General features: G+C 43.5%; 15 protein-coding genes and 1 pseudogene. 10 read left to right on the top strand and 6 right to left on the bottom strand.

Features of this window, described 5'->3' with window-relative positions; genetic code table 11:
- The first annotated feature begins 35 nt into the window (after nt 1-35).
- From AC5RDS_RS07775 to AC5RDS_RS07765, 3 genes are all read left to right on the top strand, one after another.
- Nucleotides 36-1,136 carry a glycoside hydrolase family 43 protein gene (locus AC5RDS_RS07775; protein WP_013610526.1) on the top strand — a complete coding sequence of 367 codons (1,101 nt, stop codon included), beginning with the start codon at nt 36-38 and terminating at the stop codon, nt 1,134-1,136.
- Between the two features lie 194 nt (nt 1,137-1,330).
- The gene (locus AC5RDS_RS07770) at nt 1,331-2,797 is read left to right on the top strand and encodes a glycoside hydrolase family 125 protein (protein WP_013610527.1); all 1,467 of its coding nucleotides are present in this window, start codon (nt 1,331-1,333) and stop codon (nt 2,795-2,797) included.
- Between the two features lie 77 nt (nt 2,798-2,874).
- The gene (locus AC5RDS_RS07765; protein ID WP_046402952.1) at nt 2,875-4,035 is read left to right on the top strand and encodes an MFS transporter; all 1,161 of its coding nucleotides are present in this window, start codon (nt 2,875-2,877) and stop codon (nt 4,033-4,035) included.
- Between the two features lie 91 nt (nt 4,036-4,126).
- On the opposite strand, the gene tatC is transcribed toward AC5RDS_RS07765, so the two are convergent.
- Both tatC and AC5RDS_RS07755 read right to left on the bottom strand, forming a co-directional pair.
- On the bottom strand, nt 4,127-4,924 hold the full coding sequence (gene tatC / locus AC5RDS_RS07760; protein WP_046402793.1) for a twin-arginine translocase subunit TatC: 798 nt from the start codon (nt 4,922-4,924) through the stop codon (nt 4,127-4,129).
- 18 nt (nt 4,925-4,942) lie between these two features.
- Entirely contained in the window at nt 4,943-5,134 is a 192-nt protein-coding gene (locus AC5RDS_RS07755; protein WP_013610530.1) for a Sec-independent protein translocase subunit TatA/TatB, read from the bottom strand.
- Nucleotides 5,135-5,386: 252 nt separating this feature from the next.
- Between AC5RDS_RS07755 and rho the strand changes: the two genes are divergently transcribed.
- From rho to AC5RDS_RS07725, 6 genes are all read left to right on the top strand, one after another.
- Entirely contained in the window at nt 5,387-7,282 is a 1,896-nt protein-coding gene (rho, locus tag AC5RDS_RS07750; protein WP_046402949.1) for a transcription termination factor Rho, read from the top strand.
- A gap of 260 nt (nt 7,283-7,542) precedes the next feature.
- Complete coding sequence (locus tag AC5RDS_RS07745) at nt 7,543-8,721, top strand: ATP-binding protein (RefSeq protein ID WP_013610533.1); 1,179 nt, start codon at nt 7,543-7,545, stop codon at nt 8,719-8,721.
- Nucleotides 8,722-8,831: 110 nt separating this feature from the next.
- Nucleotides 8,832-12,368: a pyruvate:ferredoxin (flavodoxin) oxidoreductase gene (gene nifJ / locus AC5RDS_RS07740; protein ID WP_013610534.1), complete on the top strand. Its 3,537-nt coding sequence runs from the start codon at nt 8,832-8,834 to the stop codon at nt 12,366-12,368.
- A 144-nt stretch (nt 12,369-12,512) separates the two neighbouring features.
- Nucleotides 12,513-12,755, top strand: coding sequence for a DUF4369 domain-containing protein (locus AC5RDS_RS07735; RefSeq protein ID WP_041556217.1), 243 nt, complete (start codon nt 12,513-12,515; stop codon nt 12,753-12,755).
- Nucleotides 12,756-12,799: 44 nt separating this feature from the next.
- Nucleotides 12,800-13,075 (top strand): TlpA family protein disulfide reductase, encoded by a 276-nt coding sequence (locus AC5RDS_RS07730; RefSeq protein ID WP_046402781.1) that lies wholly within the window; start codon nt 12,800-12,802, stop codon nt 13,073-13,075.
- Between the two features lie 107 nt (nt 13,076-13,182).
- The gene (locus tag AC5RDS_RS07725; protein ID WP_118107196.1) at nt 13,183-14,337 is read left to right on the top strand and encodes a purple acid phosphatase family protein; all 1,155 of its coding nucleotides are present in this window, start codon (nt 13,183-13,185) and stop codon (nt 14,335-14,337) included.
- Between the two features lie 147 nt (nt 14,338-14,484).
- On the opposite strand, the pseudogene AC5RDS_RS07720 reads toward AC5RDS_RS07725, so the two are convergent.
- Nucleotides 14,485-14,829: pseudogene (locus AC5RDS_RS07720) on the bottom strand (response regulator); the annotation flags it as partial.
- Nucleotides 14,830-15,186: 357 nt separating this feature from the next.
- Between AC5RDS_RS07720 and AC5RDS_RS07715 the strand changes: the two are divergent.
- A complete protein-coding gene (locus AC5RDS_RS07715) occupies nt 15,187-15,354 on the top strand; it encodes a hypothetical protein (protein WP_374938218.1) in 168 nt (55 codons plus the stop codon).
- Here the strand turns inward: AC5RDS_RS07715 and AC5RDS_RS07710 are convergent.
- From AC5RDS_RS07710 to AC5RDS_RS07700, 3 genes are all read right to left on the bottom strand, one after another.
- Nucleotides 15,351-16,700, bottom strand: coding sequence for a carbohydrate binding domain-containing protein (locus AC5RDS_RS07710; protein WP_013610538.1), 1,350 nt, complete (start codon nt 16,698-16,700; stop codon nt 15,351-15,353). The two genes, AC5RDS_RS07715 and AC5RDS_RS07710, sit on opposite strands and share 4 nt — an antisense overlap.
- A 290-nt stretch (nt 16,701-16,990) precedes the next feature.
- Nucleotides 16,991-17,467, bottom strand: coding sequence for an NADH-quinone oxidoreductase subunit NuoE family protein (locus tag AC5RDS_RS07705; RefSeq protein WP_013610539.1), 477 nt, complete (start codon nt 17,465-17,467; stop codon nt 16,991-16,993).
- Nucleotides 17,468-17,472: 5 nt separating this feature from the next.
- Nucleotides 17,473-19,236, bottom strand: a complete 1,764-nt coding sequence (locus AC5RDS_RS07700; protein ID WP_013610540.1) for an NADH-dependent [FeFe] hydrogenase, group A6 — start codon at nt 19,234-19,236, stop codon at nt 17,473-17,475.
- Between the last annotated feature and the right edge of the window lie 26 nt (nt 19,237-19,262).

The raw sequence follows: 19,262 nt of genomic DNA, 5'->3' as shown, positions 1-19,262 counted from the left end.
AATATACAATAGCTGCAATAAAAATTAGTAAAAAGATGAAAAGAATAAAAAATGTATTGATTTTTTTTCTGGCTATGGTAATGCTAGGAGCTTGCCGGGATAAAAAGTCTGAAAAAAAAGAGGAGGAGAATATACAGCAAGAAAATACATTTGTAAATCCGCTGAAAACGGAAGGTGCTCAATGTTGGGCGAATTATTACGATGGTTGGTATTATTACATGCAGGAGGCGGTCGATCGGTTGGAATTGTGGCGTACCCGGGATATTACGGATTTGGAACATGCGGAGCATAAAGTGATCTGGATACCGAAAGATCCGTCTAATGCTCATCATCTGTGGGGACCTGAAATTCATCCCATTGCAGGCAAATGGTATGTGTATTATGCTGCTTCCGACGATAATATGGATAATCATCAATTATTCGTATTGGAGAATAGTTCGGCAGATCCTTTCGAAGGTGAATTCGAGTTGAAAGGACGGATCAGTACGGATAAGAATAACAATTGGGCGATCCATCCGAATGTCTTCGAACACCGGGGAGAATGGTATATGACCTGGTCCGGTTGGCAGTCCCGTCGGGTGAGTACCGAACACCAATGCATTTATATCGCTAAGATGAAAAATCCCTGGACCCTGGAATCCGACCGGGTTTTACTTTCGAAGCCCGAGTTCGAATGGGAACGCCAATGGATCAATCCGGATGGAAGTAAAACGGCATATACGATTTATGTGAACGAATCCCCTCAGTTTTATAAAAGCCGGAAAGGGGATAAGATTTTCATCTTTTATTCTGCCAGTGGTACCTGGACTTGTTTTTATGCGGTAGGAATGTTGATGGCCGATGCCGACAGCGATTTGCTGGATCCGGATTCCTGGACGAAATCAACCCGCCCTGTGTTTAAACAGTGTCCGGAAAATAAGGTATACGGACCGGGACATGTCAGTTTTATCCCTTCACCTGACGGGAAAGAGGATTATCTTTTATACGACGCCCGAAGTGTAGAAAACGACCCTGCCGGTTCCCGGGATTCCAGAACACCCCGTTTGCAAAAGATCGAATGGGATAAGGACGGAATACCTTATTTAGGTGTACCTCTACCGCTTTCTGTCCGCTTGAATAAACCTTCGGGTTTATGAGTGAACGTCGGGGGCGAAATATAGAATAAGTGTAGAATAATTTTGGAAATCAGAACCGTAGAGGTGTGGTTGTTCAGGGAGACGAATATACAAAATATGTTTTAAAAAATATAGAAAGATTGTATTTCTAACTTTTTTTTTGAATATCTTTCGCCATCGTTTGATTGGTGTATTTTGAATTATAATTTTTACATATGGTAACAAGGAGAGATTTTATTAAGAAAAGCGGCTTGGCTATAGCTGCTGCGGCGATGAGTGGTTCCCCTTTGAAGGCTATGATGGGAAATAACGGACAGGGAAGCGGTGCTTCTGCAGCTGCCGACGGTTATGTATGCCAACGTCCGAAACCCGAAGAACGTCATTTTACTTCAAAGGCCGTTGAAGAAGTGATCGCCGGAACGAAAAAGAAATTGAAAGATCCGAAACTGGCCTGGATGTTTGAAAATTGTTTCCCGAATACATTGGATACTACTGTTAATTTTAAGATGATCGACGGTAAACCCGATACTTTCGTGATTACAGGAGATATCGATGCCATGTGGTTGAGGGATTCAGGAGCACAGGTGTGGCCATATGTAGCTTTGTGTAAGAAAGATGAACAATTACGTCTGTTGATTGCAGGAGTGATTAATCGGCAGACCAAGTTAATCCAGATCGACCGTTATGCCAACGGTTTTACTCATGGAGCGGAATCGAGCGAATGGGCGACCGACCTTACCGAGATGAAGCCGTATGTGCACGAACGGAAGTGGGAAATCGATTCCCTGTGCTATCCGATCCGGCTGGCTTATCAATATTGGAAAGTGACCGGTGATACCAGTGTTTTCGATCAGGAATGGAAAAAATCGATGGCGTTGGTGCTGCAAACGTTTAAGGAACAACAGCGGAAAGACGGACACGGACCTTATAAATTCCAACGGAAGACCGAACGACAACTGGATACCTTGAATAATGACGGTTGGGGAAACCCTGTCAATCCGGTGGGATTGATCGTTTCTTCTTTCCGGCCTTCGGATGATGCAACGACTTTCGGTTTCCTTATTCCTTCGAATATGTTTGCCGTTGCCTCATTGAAACAATTGGCCGAGATTTCGAATAAGGTGTCGGGTGACAGTACTTTTGCTTCACAGTGTATGGCTTTGGCCGACGAAGTGCAGGCCGCTATCCATAAATATGCTATCGTAAACCATCCGAAATATGGGAAAGTATATCCCTTTGAGATCGATGGCTTCGGTAACAACTACTTTATGGACGATGCCAATGTGCCTAGTTTGCTGGCGATGCCCTATCTGAAAACTATCTCTGCGAAAGATCCGGTTTACCGGAATACCCGTAAATTGGTCTGGAGTCAGGATAATCCTTTCTTTTTCAAAGGAAAAGCAGGCGAAGGAATCGGTGGCCCTCATATCGGTTACGATATGATTTGGCCGATGAGTATTATTATGCGTGCATTTACTGCGGACAATGACGGTGAAATACGTCAATGTATCCGGATGCTGAGAGATACAGACGGTGGTACCGGATTTATGCACGAATCTTTCCACAAAGATAATCCGACTAAATTCACCCGGCATTGGTTCGCCTGGACGAATACCTTGTTCGGGGAATTGATTGTGAACCTGGTGGAGAATAAAAAGATTTCACTACTGAATAATCTATAAAACCAAATACTTATCCCTGTATTCCGGTATAGGAAATAGGGGGATAAAATTTGAAACTACACTTGATTTTTAACAGAATGGAACAAAAGAACAAGTTTATTTACATCTTGCCCGTAATGTTCGGTTTTTTCATTATGGGATTCTGTGATTTGGTGGGGATTTCTGTAACTTATGCGAAGGAGCAGTTCCAGTGGACCGAAACACAAGCCGGCTTTTTGCCGTCAATGGTATTTTTGTGGTTTTTTATCTTGTCTGTACCTACAGCCATGTTAATGAACCGGATAGGACGAAAAAATACAGTATTATTGAGTATGCTGTTCACTTTCGCCGGCATGGTATTGCCTTTCATTGATTTCAGTGAAACCTCCTGTTATGTTGCGTTTGCCTTATTGGGAATCGGTAATACCATTCTGCAGGTATCTTTGAATCCGTTATTGGCGAACGTTGTACAGGGAAAAGGGTTGACCAGTAGTTTGACGGCAGGGCAGTTTGTAAAAGCCATTTCTTCCTTTGTCGGACCGCTTTTGGCTGGATATTGTTCGGCTGCTTTAGGAAACTGGGCGCTGATGTTCCCGATTTATGCCGTGGTTACTTTGATTTCCTCCGCTTGGTTGTTCCTGACTCCGATTCAGAGAGAGAAGGTCGAAGGAGAAACCTCCTCTTTTCCTGCAACTTTAAAATTGCTGGGAGATAATAAAATTTTATTGTTATTTTTTGGTATTTTGTGTGTCGTTGGCTTGGACGTGGGAATGAATACATTGACTCCGAAATTGTTACTCGAACGAGTTCCGGGGATTTCTACCGAAAGTGCAGGATACGGTACAAGTTGGTATTTTGCTGCACGTACGATAGGTACTTTTTGTGGTGCTTTCCTGTTGGCCAAATTATCTGAAAGAGGCTATTTCCGGATCAATATGATCATTGCTATGATTGCGGTTTGTGGGTTGTGGTTCGCTACCGGCCAGGCTGCAATTCTTACTTTGGTTTGTATTATCGCTTTCGCGGCTTCCAGTATCTTCGCCGTGGTTTATTCTATGGCTATTCAGGCACGTCCCGAAAAAGCGAACGAAATTTCCGGTTTGATGATTACGGGGGTTGCCGGTGGTGCTATCGCTCCTCCATTGATGGGGATCTGTGCCGATGCTGTCGGCGGACAAGGTGGTTCAGTTATTATTATCGCTATTTGTACTGCTTACCTGTTATTCTGTTCTTATGGAATTAAAGTAGCTAAGAAATAAGTTGAATATTATTGAATGGCTTTTAACTAAAAGTCCTGGAGAATTGAAGATTCTTCAGGACTTTTTATTTACAGGAGGAGTCTGCCGCTCTCTATTTTTTCTTCCGGCTTCTGCCTACCACTTGAATACTGAGTTCATATAGGAAATAGAGAGGTATAGAGACCAGTAATAAAGTGAAGACATCCGAAGTTGGGGTGATGATCGCTGCTATGACCAGGATACCCACTAAAGCATATTTCCGGTATTGTTTCAGCATGGGAGCGGTGATCAGTCCTAATTTAGACAAAAAATAAGCGATAATAGGGATTTCAAAAGCTGCTCCCAGCAATAACGAGAGCATGGTAAAACTGCTGATGTAGGAAGAGATCGATATTTTATTGACTACAAGTTCACTGACCTGATAGGTTGCCAAAAAACGGAAAGAAAGCGGAAAGATCACGAAATAATTGAGTAAGATGCCGGTAATAAATAGGAAAAACCCCGGAATCATAATTTTCAGGCAGGTTTTACGTTCGGCTTCATGTAGGGCCGGACTGATAAAACCGAACAACAAATAAATGATGTAAGGAGAAGCGAGCAACAAACCGGCATAAAACGCAGTGCTCATATGAATCATGAATTGTGAGGTCAACTGGATATTGATCAGCTCTACATGAAAGTCTTCTACTTGCAGGGAAGGCATGGAAAAATCGGCCGCCAGTCGGTTGAAAAAACGATAGAGAATAAAATCCGACCGCTGTGGAGCCAGGACGATATCGAAAAGTAATTCTTTATTCAGAAAAGCTATACAAGCCAAAAGGATAACGGCTATGGCAATACGAAAAAATACCTTTCTGAGTTCATCCAAATGATCCCAGAAAGTCATCTCTTTCTCATTTGCTTCCTGCATGCTTTTAAAAGTTGAGAATTACTTTTTATCGTTATTATCGGGATTCAAATCATTTTCAACGCCATTCATGCCGTCTTTGAAACTTTTTACTCCTTTCCCCAAACCTTTCATCAATTCAGGTATTTTCCGGCCTCCGAAAAGTAACAACACAATCAACGCAATAAAAAGAATTTCTTGTCCACCCAAACCAAAAATCAATAATCTTTCCATTTTTTAATTTATTTATCGCACAAATTTAATGATTTCTCCCGGATTTTTCTAAGCTTATGGTTATTTTAGAACTATTTTTGTTCATTACGAATAAGAGATCGTGATTCAATTGCTATACTCCATGCTAAAGTTTATGAAATAATTTTTGGGAGATATTGATTTTATTTCTATTTTTGCAATATATTTCAATTCCATCCGACTCTGTGCGGATGATTATACTTACAAATCAATAAAATCCATAGCATCATTTCTATGTATGACATTCTGGAACTAAATGACAAATTGCTGGCAGATTTGCGGCAGATTGCTAAAACGTTAAATATCAAAAGAGTAGAGTCTTATAAAAAACAAGAACTAATCTATAAAATATTGGATCAGCAGGCTTTAGTGGCTGCTCAGTCTGAACCTGTTGTAGAGCCTGCTGCTCCCGAAGCCGCTGCTCCGGTTGAAAAAAGAGAGAAAAAACCGAGAATCCGGGTAGTTCGTCCCGGAGTAGAGAAAGTAGGTGACTCTAAAGGTGGGGTACAAAAATTCGCCCGTCGCGAAGAGAAGAAAAAAGGAGAAGTAAAGAAGGAAGAGGTGAAAAGCGAAGAGATAAAGAACGAGAAACCGCTGCGTGAAGAAGTAAAAAAGGAAACTCTAAAACAGGAAGAACCTAAAAAAGAAGAACGCCGCCGCGAAGATTTCCGGCAGAATCAAAATAACCGCGAAGAAAAATGGAGCGGAGGACGTAAAGAATTTGCCCGGAAGCCTCAGAATAATCCCCCAAAAGAGCGGGCTAATCGTTTTGTACATGAGGATATCATAGAAAAAGATCTGGATTTCGGAGATGTGATCGAAGAAGAATTCGATAAAGAAAATTACGATTACCAAGGTGAACGCGAAAACGATACGATACAACCGGAATTAGTAGAAGTACAGGAAAACCGGTATGAGGAAAACCGTCAGGAACCTGCGATTGGAAATGGAAACGGAAATACTAATCCGAACCGGATGCGGTTCGATAAGCGCGATAAATATTATGAATTCGAAGGTATTATTCTGAATTCGGGTGTATTGGAAATTATGCCCGATGGATATGGCTTTTTGCGTTCCTCGGATTACAATTACCTTAACTCTCCCGATGATATCTATGTTTCGCAAAGCCAGATCAAGTTGTTCGGTTTGCAAACCGGAGATACCGTAGAAGGAACGGTACGGCCGCCGAAAGAAGGAGAGAAGTATTTTCCTTTGATCAAGGTGGAAAAAATAAACGGGAAAACTCCCGATGCAGTCCGGGATCGTATTCCTTTCGATCACCTGACTCCTCTGTTTCCGAATGAGAAATTCAATATTACCGGTAATGGAAAAGCTACCATTTCTACCCGAGTTGTAGATATGTTCGCTCCGATCGGTAAAGGACAGCGCGGTCTGATCGTCGCTCAGCCTAAAACCGGTAAAACCGTATTGCTGAAAGAGATTGCCAACGCGATCGCTGCGAATCACCCCGAAGTTTATCTGATCATCCTGTTGATCGATGAACGTCCTGAGGAAGTAACAGACATGGCACGGAGCGTAAGAGCCGAAGTCATTTCTTCTACTTTCGACGAACCGGCAGAAAGACACGTCAAGGTGGCCAATATCGTTTTGGAAAAAGCCAAAAGAATGGTGGAATGCGGACATGATGTGGTGATCCTGCTGGATTCTATCACCCGTTTGGCACGTGCTTACAATACGGTATCGCCCGCTTCCGGTAAAGTTCTTTCCGGTGGTGTAGATGCCAACGCTTTGCATAAACCGAAACGCTTCTTCGGAGCTGCCCGGAATATTGAGGGCGGTGGATCGCTGACTATTTTAGCTACGGCTTTGACCGAGACCGGCTCGAAGATGGACGATGTGATTTTCGAAGAATTTAAAGGTACCGGTAATATGGAATTGCAATTGGATCGTAAGCTTTCCAATAAACGGATTTATCCGGCTGTGGATATTACTGCTTCCAGCACTCGTCGCGAAGATTTGTTGCTCGAGGAATATACCCTCAACCGCATCTGGATTCTGAGAAACTACCTGACCGATATGAACTCTGTGGAAGCAATGCAGTTTGTGAAAGATCGGCTTGAAAAAACAAAATCGAACGAGGAATTCCTGATTTCGATGAATGATAAATAAGAAATTAATTTCAATACTTTTTTAAAAGTGCCGGGAGTTTTTTACTTCCGGCACTTCTATTTTTTGTGGAAAAATTCTTTTTTACTTTCAGATTGTAAGTCAAAATATACTCTTACAATAAAATATGCTATTCTTATCGTTTTTTACTGCTCATTTGTATATTTGTAATAAGTCTAAATAGCACTTTGTTGATAAAATTGCAATCTCCAGATTGCAATATATTTATTTTTCTTCTATCTTTGTATGGCAAAATTGTAAGAATGAACAGTTTAGTATCGACACATATAGCTCTTTTACAGGATCGGGTATCTTCTATCCGGCGGGGATTGATGGACCGGATCGATCGGAATAGCCGTCTGATTGCGGTAAAAGGAAGCCGTGGAGTAGGAAAAACGAATTTTCTGCTGGATTACAGTAAAGAATATCATCCGCAGGATAATACCTGTCTGTATGTGAATGTCAACAATCTGTTTATCGTTAACGACGGATTGTTTCATTTTGTAGAGCATTTTTATAAGTTAGGAGGGAAAGTGTTGTTGTTGGATCAGGCCCATAAATACCCCGAGTGGGATAAAGAATTGAGGGCTTGTTACGATGCTTTCCCCGATTTGCAGATTATTTTTACGGCTTCATCAATCGTCAGGATCAAATCGAATGCCTATCTGAAAGGGATTGTCGATATGTATAATCTGAGTGGGTTGTCTTTCCGCGAATTTCTGGAATTAGAAACCAATCAGACTTTTCCGGTTTATTCTTTTGCAGATATGGTCGAACGGCATGAGGAAATCGTCGAGGATATCCTGAAACATGTACGCCCTTTGGCTTATTTTAATAATTATCTGGAATACGGCTATTATCCGATTTATCTCGAAGAGAAATCACACATCGATTATTTGCTGAAAAATATCAATCTGACACTGGAATTCGATATTCCCTATGCCAGCCAGATCGAGTTGAAATATTTAGTGAAGTTGAAACAATTGCTGTATATCGCTGCTAAAGATAATACCTGTAATGTGAATATCAGCAAGTTGAGCGGACTGATCGGCGTGTCGAGGGCTACTGTGCTCAATTATCTGAATTACATGAAAAATGCGCGTTTGCTGACTTTATTGTATGATACGGATAATGACGATGATTGTGGGAAAAAGCCAAAAAAATTGTATATCCATAATCCGAACTTGCTGAATGCAGTCTGTCTGGAGGATGTGGATACGACTGTGTTAAGAAAATCGTTTTTTCTGAGTCAGTTATGTCCGATGAGCCGTATTACTTATACCGAACGTGCCGATTTTTTGGTAGACGGTAAGTATCGGATTGCGGTTTGCGGAGAAGGGGAAGGACAGAAATTCGATTCCTCTTTGGTAGTTATGGAAGACATGATCGAACGGGGCAAAGGGAATATAATGCCGCTTTGGTTGGCGGGGTTTACTTATTAAGGTTAAAAGCTATAGGCTGAGGGCTGGAATAAATATAGAGTAATAACAAGATAAATTGGACACCGGAAAAGGGGTTCAATTTGGAATTAAATAAATTTAATTTTATAACGATGGCAAAAGAGAAAAAATTTATCACTTGTGATGGTAACGCTGCTGCTGCACATATTGCGTATATGTTCAGTGAAGTATCGTGTATCTACCCGATCACTCCATCTTCACCGATGGCTGAGAACGTTGACGAATGGGCGGCTAAAGGAAGAAAGAATATGTTCGGGGAAACCGTTCGTGTCATTGAAATGCAGTCTGAAGGCGGTGCTGCCGGTGCTGTTCATGGTTCACTGCAAGCCGGTGCCCTGACTACTACCTATACCGCATCACAGGGATTGTTGCTGATGATTCCGAATATGTATAAGATTGCCGGAGAATTGTTGCCTTGCGTATTTCATGTAAGTGCGCGTGCTTTGGCTGCTCATGCATTGAATATTTTCGGAGATCATGCCGATGTATATGCTGCTCGTCAGACCGGATTCGCTATGTTGGCTTCAGGTTCTGTACAGGAGGTAATGGATCTGTCTGCCGTTTCTCACCTGACAGCTATCAAATCACGGGTTCCGTTTGTGAACTTCTTCGATGGTTTCCGTACTTCTCACGAAATCCAGAAGATCGAAGAATTGCAGATGGAAGATATCAAAGGATTGGTGGATATGGATGCTTTGCAGGCTTTCCGCGATCGTGCACTGAATTCTGAAAATCCGGTTACCCGGGGAACAGCTCAGAATCCCGATATCTATTTCCAGGGACGTGAAGCTTCGAATAAATTCTATGATGCCGTACCGGATATGGTGGCTGACTATATGGATAAGATCAGTGCGATCACCGGTCGTAAATATCGTCCGTTCGATTACTATGGAGCTGCCGATGCAGAAAATATCATCATCGCTATGGGATCGGTTACCGAGACTATCCGTGAGGTGATCGACTATGAGAATGCAAACGGTCAGAAAGTGGGTATGATTGCAGTTCACCTGTATCGCCCGTTCTCTGCTAAATATTTTATGGAAGCTGTTCCGGCTACGGTTAAACGGATTACAGTGTTAGACCGTACCAAAGAACCGGGAGCTAACGGTGATCCTTTGTATCTGGATGTGAGAGATATCTTCTATGGTCAGGCTAATGCTCCGGTGATCGTAGGTGGACGTTACGGTATGGGATCTAAGGATGTTACTCCTTCTCAGATTATTGCCGTTTACAAAAATATGGAACGTAACGAACCGAAAAACCAGTTTACGATCGGTATCGAAGATGACGTTACCTTCCGTTCTCTGCCTGCTGAAGCAGATGTTAAAATGACTCCTGCCGGAACTTATGAAGCTAAATTTTATGGGCTGGGATCCGATGGTACGGTCGGGGCGAACAAAAATTCGATCAAAATTATCGGTGGAGCTACCAATAAATATTGTCAGGCTTATTTTGCTTACGATTCAAAGAAATCAGGCGGTTTTACGGCTTCTCACCTGCGTTTCGGTGATTGTCCGATCCGTTCTACTTATTTGATTACTACTCCTGATTTCGTGGCTTGTCACGTACCTGCATACATCCATATGTACGATGTATTGAAAGGACTTCAGAAAGGTGGCTCTTTCCTGTTGAACTCTATCTGGGATGAGGAAGAGACTAAAAAACACCTGCCGAACCATATGAAACGCTATCTGGCAGAAAACGAGATCAATTTTTATATCATCAACGGAACGAAGACCGGCCAGGAATTAGGGTTGGGCAACCGTACGAATACCATAATGCAGAGTGCATTCTTCAAAATTACCAATGTTATTCCTTATGAAGTGGCTGTCAGCGAAATGAAACACGCTATCGACAAGTCATACGGTAAGAAAGGTGAGGCCATTGTCAATATGAACTATGCAGCTGTTGACGCAGGAGGTAAAGAAGGTAACCTGATAAAGGTAACTGTTCCTGCCGAATGGAAGAACCTGCCGGATGACGAGATCAAACACGATGAAAACCGTCCGGAATTTATCCGCAATATCGTCGATGTGATGAATGCACAGAAAGGGGATGACCTGCCTGTCAGCGCATTCAACGGTTATGAAGACGGTACTTTCCCTGCCGGAACCGCTAAATTTGAAAAACGCGGAATTGCTGTAAACGTGCCCGAATGGCAGGTAGAAAACTGTATCCAGTGTAACCAGTGTGCTTATGTTTGTCCTCATGCTGCTATCCGTCCGTTCCTGATGAGCGACGAAGAGCTGGCTGCAGCTCCTGCAGGTACTCAGGCTAAACCGGCTATCGGTAAAGAATTGGCCGGTTATAAATTCCGGATTCAGGTATCTCCGCTCGACTGTACCGGTTGCGGTAACTGTGCCGATGTATGTCCGGCCAAGACCAAAGCTTTGGTGATGAGACCGCTGGAATCTCAGATGGTGGAAGAAAACCGCTGGGAATATATGGATAAAAAAGTAGGATACAAGAAAATAGTTGAACCGAATAATGTGAAAAATTCACAGTTCACTCAGCCGTTGTTCGAGTTCTCCGGTGCTTGTGCCGGTTGTGGTGAAACTCCTTATATCAAACTGATTTCTCAGTTGTTCGGAGAACGGATGATGGTGGCCAATGCTACCGGATGTTCCTCTATCTATGGAGGTTCTGCTCCTTCTACTCCTTATTGTACCAACTATGAGAGCGGACGTGGACCGGCCTGGGCGAACTCATTGTTCGAAGACAATGCTGAATTCGGATTCGGTATGGCCGAAGGGGCTAATCGTCTGCGCGAACGGGTAAAACGGTTGGCTGAAGAAAATCTGAATAGCTTCTCTGCCGATACTCAGGCGGCTATCAATGCCTGGATCGAAGCTTACGAAGACGGCGACAAGACCCTGGCTACCAGCGATGCGATGGCTGCTGCTTTAGCTAAAGAAACAGCTCCTGCCGCTAAAGAGCTCCTGATCCTGAAAAACTACTTTACGAAGAAATCACAGTGGATTTTCGGAGGTGACGGATGGGCTTATGATATCGGTTACGGTGGTGTCGACCATGTCTTGGCCAGCGGTAAAGATGTAAATATTCTGGTGGTAGATACCGAGGTTTATTCCAATACCGGAGGTCAGTCGTCTAAATCTACTCCTGCAGGTGCTGTTGCTAAATTTGCTGCCAGCGGTAAACGGGTGCGTAAAAAAGACCTGGGTATGATGGCGATGTCTTATGGTTATGTATATGTGGCACAGGTGGCCATGGGTGCCAACCAGGCTCAGTATATGAAGGCGATCAAGGAAGCAGAGGCTTATCCCGGACCTTCTTTGATCATCGCTTATGCTCCTTGTATCAATCATGGTCTGAAAGCCAGCATGGGGAAATCACAACAGGAAGAGAAGAAAGCTGTAGAATGTGGTTACTGGCAGTTGTACCGCTACAATCCGATGCTTGAAATAGAAGGGAAGAACCCGTTCCAGTTAGATTCTAAAGAACCCGACTATACAAAATTCCGTGAATTCCTGATGGGAGAGGTGCGTTTCAACTCCCTGATGAAAGCTACTCCGGAAGAAGCAGAACGGTTGTTCCAGGCAACGGAAAACGATGCGAAATGGAAACTGAACGGCTACAAACGTTTGGCTGCTATGGAATACGGTAAGTAAATCCGGGCGAGCCTGTTTATAAGAAAGAGGTGTTGGAATCGACAAGTCGATTTCGACACCTTTCTTTTTTATTTTTCATTATATATATTATATATTTGTAATCCCTCTATTCTGTGTCCGGCCTTGTCAAAGTGAGTATTTATTTTGCGGAATGGTAGGGATACCATCGGTTCGGCGGTGGTGAAAGACGGGATGTTCGGGTTCGAGGGGCAAGTTTCAGAACCGTTTTACGGGTACATTTCCATTGAAAAGAAAGACGGAGAGTGGGGAGGTAAAGCCTTTAGCCTGTTTGTCGAGAATTCGGATATCCGGATCAATGGAGGGAAGATTTGTTTAAAGTACGAATCACAGGATCACAGTCGGAAGACCTGTATAATATTTAGGTAACAGATAGATTCCTTGTATGAAGAGCGGAATGAATTGTATACGAGATGTGGAGCGTATATTCGGGATATTTATACGAAGGTGTATTTTCGGAAAAATGTATCGCTCCGGGGATCGAAGTGGAAAAACAAAGTCAGGTTTTGGAAGAAAAGCTGGCCGAGCGTTGTAAGTTGGCCAAAGGAAGGCCCTGCGTCGACTTCAAAGTGGTGGATGTGAACGGAAAAGAGGGGATGTTTTCCGATTATGTGAAGCCGGGTAAGTATAATATGCTGGAAGTATGGGCATTGTGGTGTGGCCATTGCCGGGTGGTAATTCCACACTGAACCTCGATCTGCTGCTGGAAACGCTTTACGGTGAATGATGCCGGTAAGGTATTTGTAAGGGGGGTGACGGGTTTGTCGTTCCCTGTTTAATTATAAATTCAGAAAATATGAGAACGATTTGTTGTGTATTCTTGTTTTTCTTTTTATGTGCGGGAGGATATGCCCGGAAAAATACTCCTGCCGGACAGATTTTCCGGACAAAGCCCTGTTTACAAAGCCTGACGGGAAATGGAATTACGGTCAGCTGGCTGACTCATGTACCGGTATACAGCTGGGTGGAATACGGTACGGATACCCTGGAGCTGGAGAAAGCCCGGACGATGCTCGACGGACAGGCCGTTTGTAACAATCATATCCACAAAATCCGCCTGGAAAATCTGGAAGCCGGCAAGACCTATTATTACCGGGTTTGTTCCCGGGAAATCCTGGAATATGCAGCGTATAGCAAAACCTTCGGCAATACGGCTGTTTCGCCGTTTTATTCTTTCCGGGTGCCCGGCGAGCGGGAAACCGGTTTTACTGCTCTTGTTTTCAATGATATTCATCAGGAGTTTCAGACAATGGCAGCCTTGTGCGAACAGATAAAAGGGATAGACTATGATTTTGTGATCTTCAATGGCGATATGCTCGATGCTCCGGGAGATGAAGATGAGGTCGTGAAGGCATTCTCGTTTTATCATAGCCTGGTCGGAGCTACGGAAAAACCTGTCTTTTATCTGCGAGGCAATCACGAAATACGCAATGCGTATTCTCTTCACCTGAGACGGTTGTTGTACTATATGGGCGAGAAGACTTACGGTGCTTTCAATTGGGGAGATACCCGGTTCGTTCTGCTCGATTGCGGAGAAGACAAAACGGATGAGCATTGGGTGTATTACGGATTGAACGATTTCAGTGGCTTTAGAGATGAACAGACAGAATTTTTGCGGCGGGAATTGCATTCGAAAGCCTTTCGGCAGGCCGGGAAAAAAGTGTTGGTGCATCATATTCCGCTTTGGGGAAACGAGACCGATTACACGCCTTGCCGGGAATTATGGGGCGATTTGCTGAAAAAAAATCCTGTCGATGTATCGTTGAATGCACATACCCACGTCTATGCTTACCATCCGGCCGGCAGTCTGGGTAATCCTTGCCCCATAGTGGTCGGTGGAGGGTATGAATTGGACGAAGCCACCGTCATGATGTTAACCAGGAAAGGAGATATGTTGAAATTGAAAGTGTTGGATACGAAAGGACACATTTTGCAAGAACTTGAATTGTAGACGATTACTTAAAAATGGAAAAGCTTCTCGTATTTATATGTATTTTTATGAGATAAATGAGGTAAAAGCGACGTGTGGTGATTTCCGGATAACCGATCAGGAGGAAGCTTTGTTTTTATCTGTGTATGAATGGATAATCTGGATAGATTAATTGAGAAATTCTTTTATTTTTTGTAATAGAGTTTGTGCTTTTATCGGTTTTGACAAATAACCGTTGAAACCGTTTTCCAGAATTCTTTTTTCATCTTCGGTGAAAGCATAAGCCGTTACGGCGATAATGGGAATATCGGCCGATGATTTACGAATTTCCGAAGTGGCTTCATACCCATTCATTTCGGGCATCTTGATATCCATCAAAATAAGCTGAGGATGATGGCTTTGGAAAAACGCTACGGCTTCTCGTCCGTTTTGCGCATGAATCAAGCGATAGGTATGCTTTAAAAGGATCTCGATCAACAGATAATTACTCGCATTATCCTCTGCTACAAGAATTAAAGGCCTATCGTCAATGACATCTCCCATATAGATTTTATATCCTAAGTGCTTAAAAAGTGGTGAAAATAATCACAAAGTCAAAGGTACGATTAACCGGATAATAAATTCTTCGAAATAAAAAACGAAAAGTACAACGTGAAAAATAATTTTTGCATTGATTATGAATGATTTATCAAAAATGATTCCCGGTTAAAATAAGATGTAAAATTTATTTTTTAATGTTTGATTGTATCCAATTTAATCGTACGTTTTATTCATTCGGAAATTCTTGAAAAAGAAAGAATTGTATGGGAGAAGATGAAAGAATTTTGATCCGTAATTTCTTGCATAGTGCCCGTTTACCGGGGGAAGGATGTGTCAGCTTTGAATCCGTACATCGGGTATTATAAGGCGGCAGCGATAGCGCAGAAAGCCCACCGCGAAGGAATTACCTTGCGGCAGGCTGCGATCGGGTCGGGTGAGGTTACGGCAGAGGAGTTCGATCGCTGGGGCGACCCGGCCCGGATGGTGGGGGAAAGCTAATCGACGGCTTCCACACGGATGGCATCGACGTATAGCCCTTTACCTTCGACCGGATCCATGTAATTACGGATTTCTACCCGGAGCTTGGTGGCGTCCGCCGGTGCCCGGAATACTTTTCCGGCATAGGCATCGATATAGCCCGAAGTCTCGTATTGGTAACTCGGAGAATGAAGGGCGTCCGAAGGCAGGTTTTTACTGCCTTTCATCCAGGTACACCAGCTGCGCCATTTGACCTCGTGAGCGGGTGCATTGACGTACATCTTCAATTGGTAACATTGACCACCCGTCACAGGAATGTCCTGATAGAGGTAAGTTTTACCTTCTATTCTTACCGCTTTACTTCCCTCCTGGGTCGGAGAGGTGACGCTGACTATCCGGGGAGTATATTCTTTACTGGAAACATCTGCATTCCAGTGATCGGGAAGATCGTCAATAAAATCGCTTTCAAAGCTTCCGTTTAGAACGAGGTTCGTTCCATTGCCTACGCCTGTACAGGGACCTTGGGGCTTGTCGACTTCCCAATCCGCTTCCTGCAGGATCGTTTCATCCCAATCTGCGAGTCGGGTGGTGATATCCAACTCGCTGGTGGCAGCCGGGTCTTTGAAAATGGCTTTGATCTCCGTTATCCGGTTGGCTAATATGGATTCGATGGGATGCTCCGGAGTGACAAATACCATTGAATTGGAAGAAAGGGTCAGAATAGCCTTTTCTTTTGGGGGAAATACCAGCAAAGTCGTCACTGAAGTACCGTTCTCGTCCGGCAAACCGATATTTTTAGTGATAGAACAATCGCCTTTATATTCTCCGGTCAGACTCATCTTTTGAGAGATATTACTCAGATTGATTTGTAAATCGGTTAACCATTCGGGAATATTCTCGATGGTCACTCTCAACATTCCGACTTTTCGGTTGAGGTCGAAAACGGCGCTGTTGTCGCCGTCCTGGGCCACGGTGAAATCACTTTGCCCGAGTAGATGATCTCCGGTTTCTGTTTTACCCGATTTCAGGAATATTTCGCCGGGCGGAAGATTATCGGCATATTCCCAATTTTCGGTTTCTTCGGCATTCGTAACGCAATAGCCGGTATATGTGCCGGGAAAAAGCTTCAGGTGAAGGACATTGTTGTCCTCTTTTTCGGGATTGACACTGTACCGGCTCATGCTGGAATGAACCTGATCGTAAACAAAAAACTGATACACTGAGGGAGAAGCTGTAATGCCGGACAGGCTACGTGTTCTGACATACATGGCGACATCTTGTTTGTCACCGTCACCAGGCCAGGGGGCCATCGAACGATGACAACCGACAGCCATAACTACCGCTAAGATATAAATCATGCGTTTCATGGTGAAAAATTTTTAATGAAATAATTAAAACAAGCAGCATTCAGGAGAGAAGAATGCAAGGAGTACAACCACTATAAAATTAAAGAAATTAGATAAAATAACCAAATTATAATTGATAAATCTGTTTGAAAAACAGGATATAATTCAAATTGAAGTGGAGATGACAATGATAAGCTATAACATGTAAGCAAAAAGAAATAAAAAAATAAGTATATGGATGTGTTAATATGTAAAAATCCACAGGATTCCGTTTCCGGAGTACTGTGGATTTTAAGCGATCATAAAAGGTTCTAATCTAATTCTTTCAGTATTTTTTCTACGTCACCCGGAACAACGCGTCCGAATACTTTTTCGCCGATCAACACGACGGGAGCCAGGCCGCAAGCCCCGACACAACGCAGACTGGACAAAGAGTATTTACCGTCGGGAGTCGTTTCGCCTACATTGATATTCAATATCCGTTTAAATTCATCCAGTACTTTTTCAGCTCCCCGGACATAACAAGCGGTTCCCATACATACGGAAATCGGATGTTCACCTTTGGGGGTCATAGTAAAGAATGAATAAAAGGTGACTACTCCATATACCTTAGATACCGGAATATTCAGCTTGTCGGCAACAATCCGTTGTACTTCTGCCGGAAGATATCCGAAAAGATGCTGTGCTTTATGTAAGACATTGATCAGTTCTCCCGGCTGATTTCCATGAGCATCACAGATTTCGAGTAACTTGTCTATTTTATGCTGAGGTAATTGTATTTCGCTCATAGTTTTCAATTAATGGTTGCTTTATTAAAATAGTGGGTATGTAATAAATGATGGGCTTTTTCGCTCAACGGCTTTCCGAGATATTCTTCATATAATTTGATAATATCCGGGTTTTCATGAGATTTCCGTAGCGGTTTATGTTCGTCTTCCTGATAAATGGCCTGACTGCGGGCTTTTAATAAAGCCGAATTGCCATGATGTAAAGGTTGGCCTCCTCCTCCGATACAACCACCGGGACAAGCCATGATTTCGATCGCATGGAATTCGGATTTTCCTTCCCGGATTTCATTCAAAAGTTTACGGGCATTTCCCAATCCATGAGCAATACCGACATGGAGTTCTACTCCGTTGAGTTTAATAGTTGCTTTTTTTATGTTCTCCAGACCCCGTACTTCTTTGAAATCTACTTTGTCGAGTGTTTTTCCGGTATAAAGTTCGTAAGCTGTTCGCAATGCTGCTTCCATCACACCACCCGAAGCTCCGAAGATTACTCCGGCACCTGTAGATTCTCCCAAAGGATGATCGAAATCTTCGTCCGCCAGGCTGTTGAAATCGATATTGGCCCGTTTGATCAGACTGGCTAGTTCCCGGGTAGAAAGAGAGTAGTTGACATCGGGATCGCCCTGTGTTGCGAATTCTTCCCGGGCACATTCGTATTTCTTAGCCAGACAAGGCATAATAGATACAACGATCAAATCTTCCCGGGGAATGTTCATCTTTTCTGCCCAATAGTTTTTAGCGATAGCACCGAACATTTGTTGGGGTGAACGTGCGGTCGACGGGATATCCAGCATATCGGGGAACTGATGTTCGAAGAAATTGACCCAGGCCGGACAACAAGAAGTCAGAATAGGGAGGCATACGTCTTTATCACCCTTGAGATAACGGGTCAACCGATCCAGTAATTCGCTTCCTTCTTCCATAATGGTCAGATCGGCAGCGAAATCGGTGTCGAACACTTTGTCGAAGCCCAATTGTCTTAAAGCAGCTACCATCTTTCCGGTAACAGAAGTGCCGGGGGTTAAACCGAATTCCTCGCCGAGTGCAGCCCGTACTGCCGGTGCCGTCTGTACGATAACGGTTTTTTTCGGATTACTCAGATCGCTGATCAGCCGATTCGTATGGTCGACTTCGGTCAGTGCTCCTACCGGACATACGGCGACACACTGACCACAGAAGGTACAGGCTGAATTGGATAAAGGTTCGTCGAAAGCCGGAGCTATCGTTGAAATGAAACCACGGTTTACAGCACCGAGTGCCCCTACGGTTTGCACTTCATTACACATCATCTCACAACGACGGCAATAAATACATTTGCTCATATCGCGGACAATCGACGGAGAGGTCTCTATCGGGAGAATATTCCGCTCACCGGCAAAGGGTATCTCGCGGATTTTTAATTTAACGGCCAGGTTTTGTAATTCGCAATTCCCGGATTTCGGACAGATCAGGCAATCGTTGGGGTGGTCCGAGAGAATTAATTCCAGTACGGTTTTCCGGGCATTGAGCACCCTGAGGCTACTGGTTTTTACCTTCATGCCGTTTTCACAACGGGTAGCACAGGCCGGAGCCAGGTTTCTCCGTCCTTCGACTTCGACGACACAAATACGGCAGGAAGCCGGAAGGTTGGTGATACACATGTCTTTCAGATTCATATAGCATAAGGAGGGGATTTGAATACCTACTCCCCGGGCTGCTTCGAGAATCGTCGTTCCTTTGGCCACCTCTACGATATGATTATCTATTTGCAGAGTTATATTTTGTTCCATGTTTTTTCGTTATGGGCTGTTATACT

Source organism: Odoribacter sp. (assembly GCF_985060555.1).
This window is presented reverse-complemented; position numbering and strand designations above follow the sequence as displayed.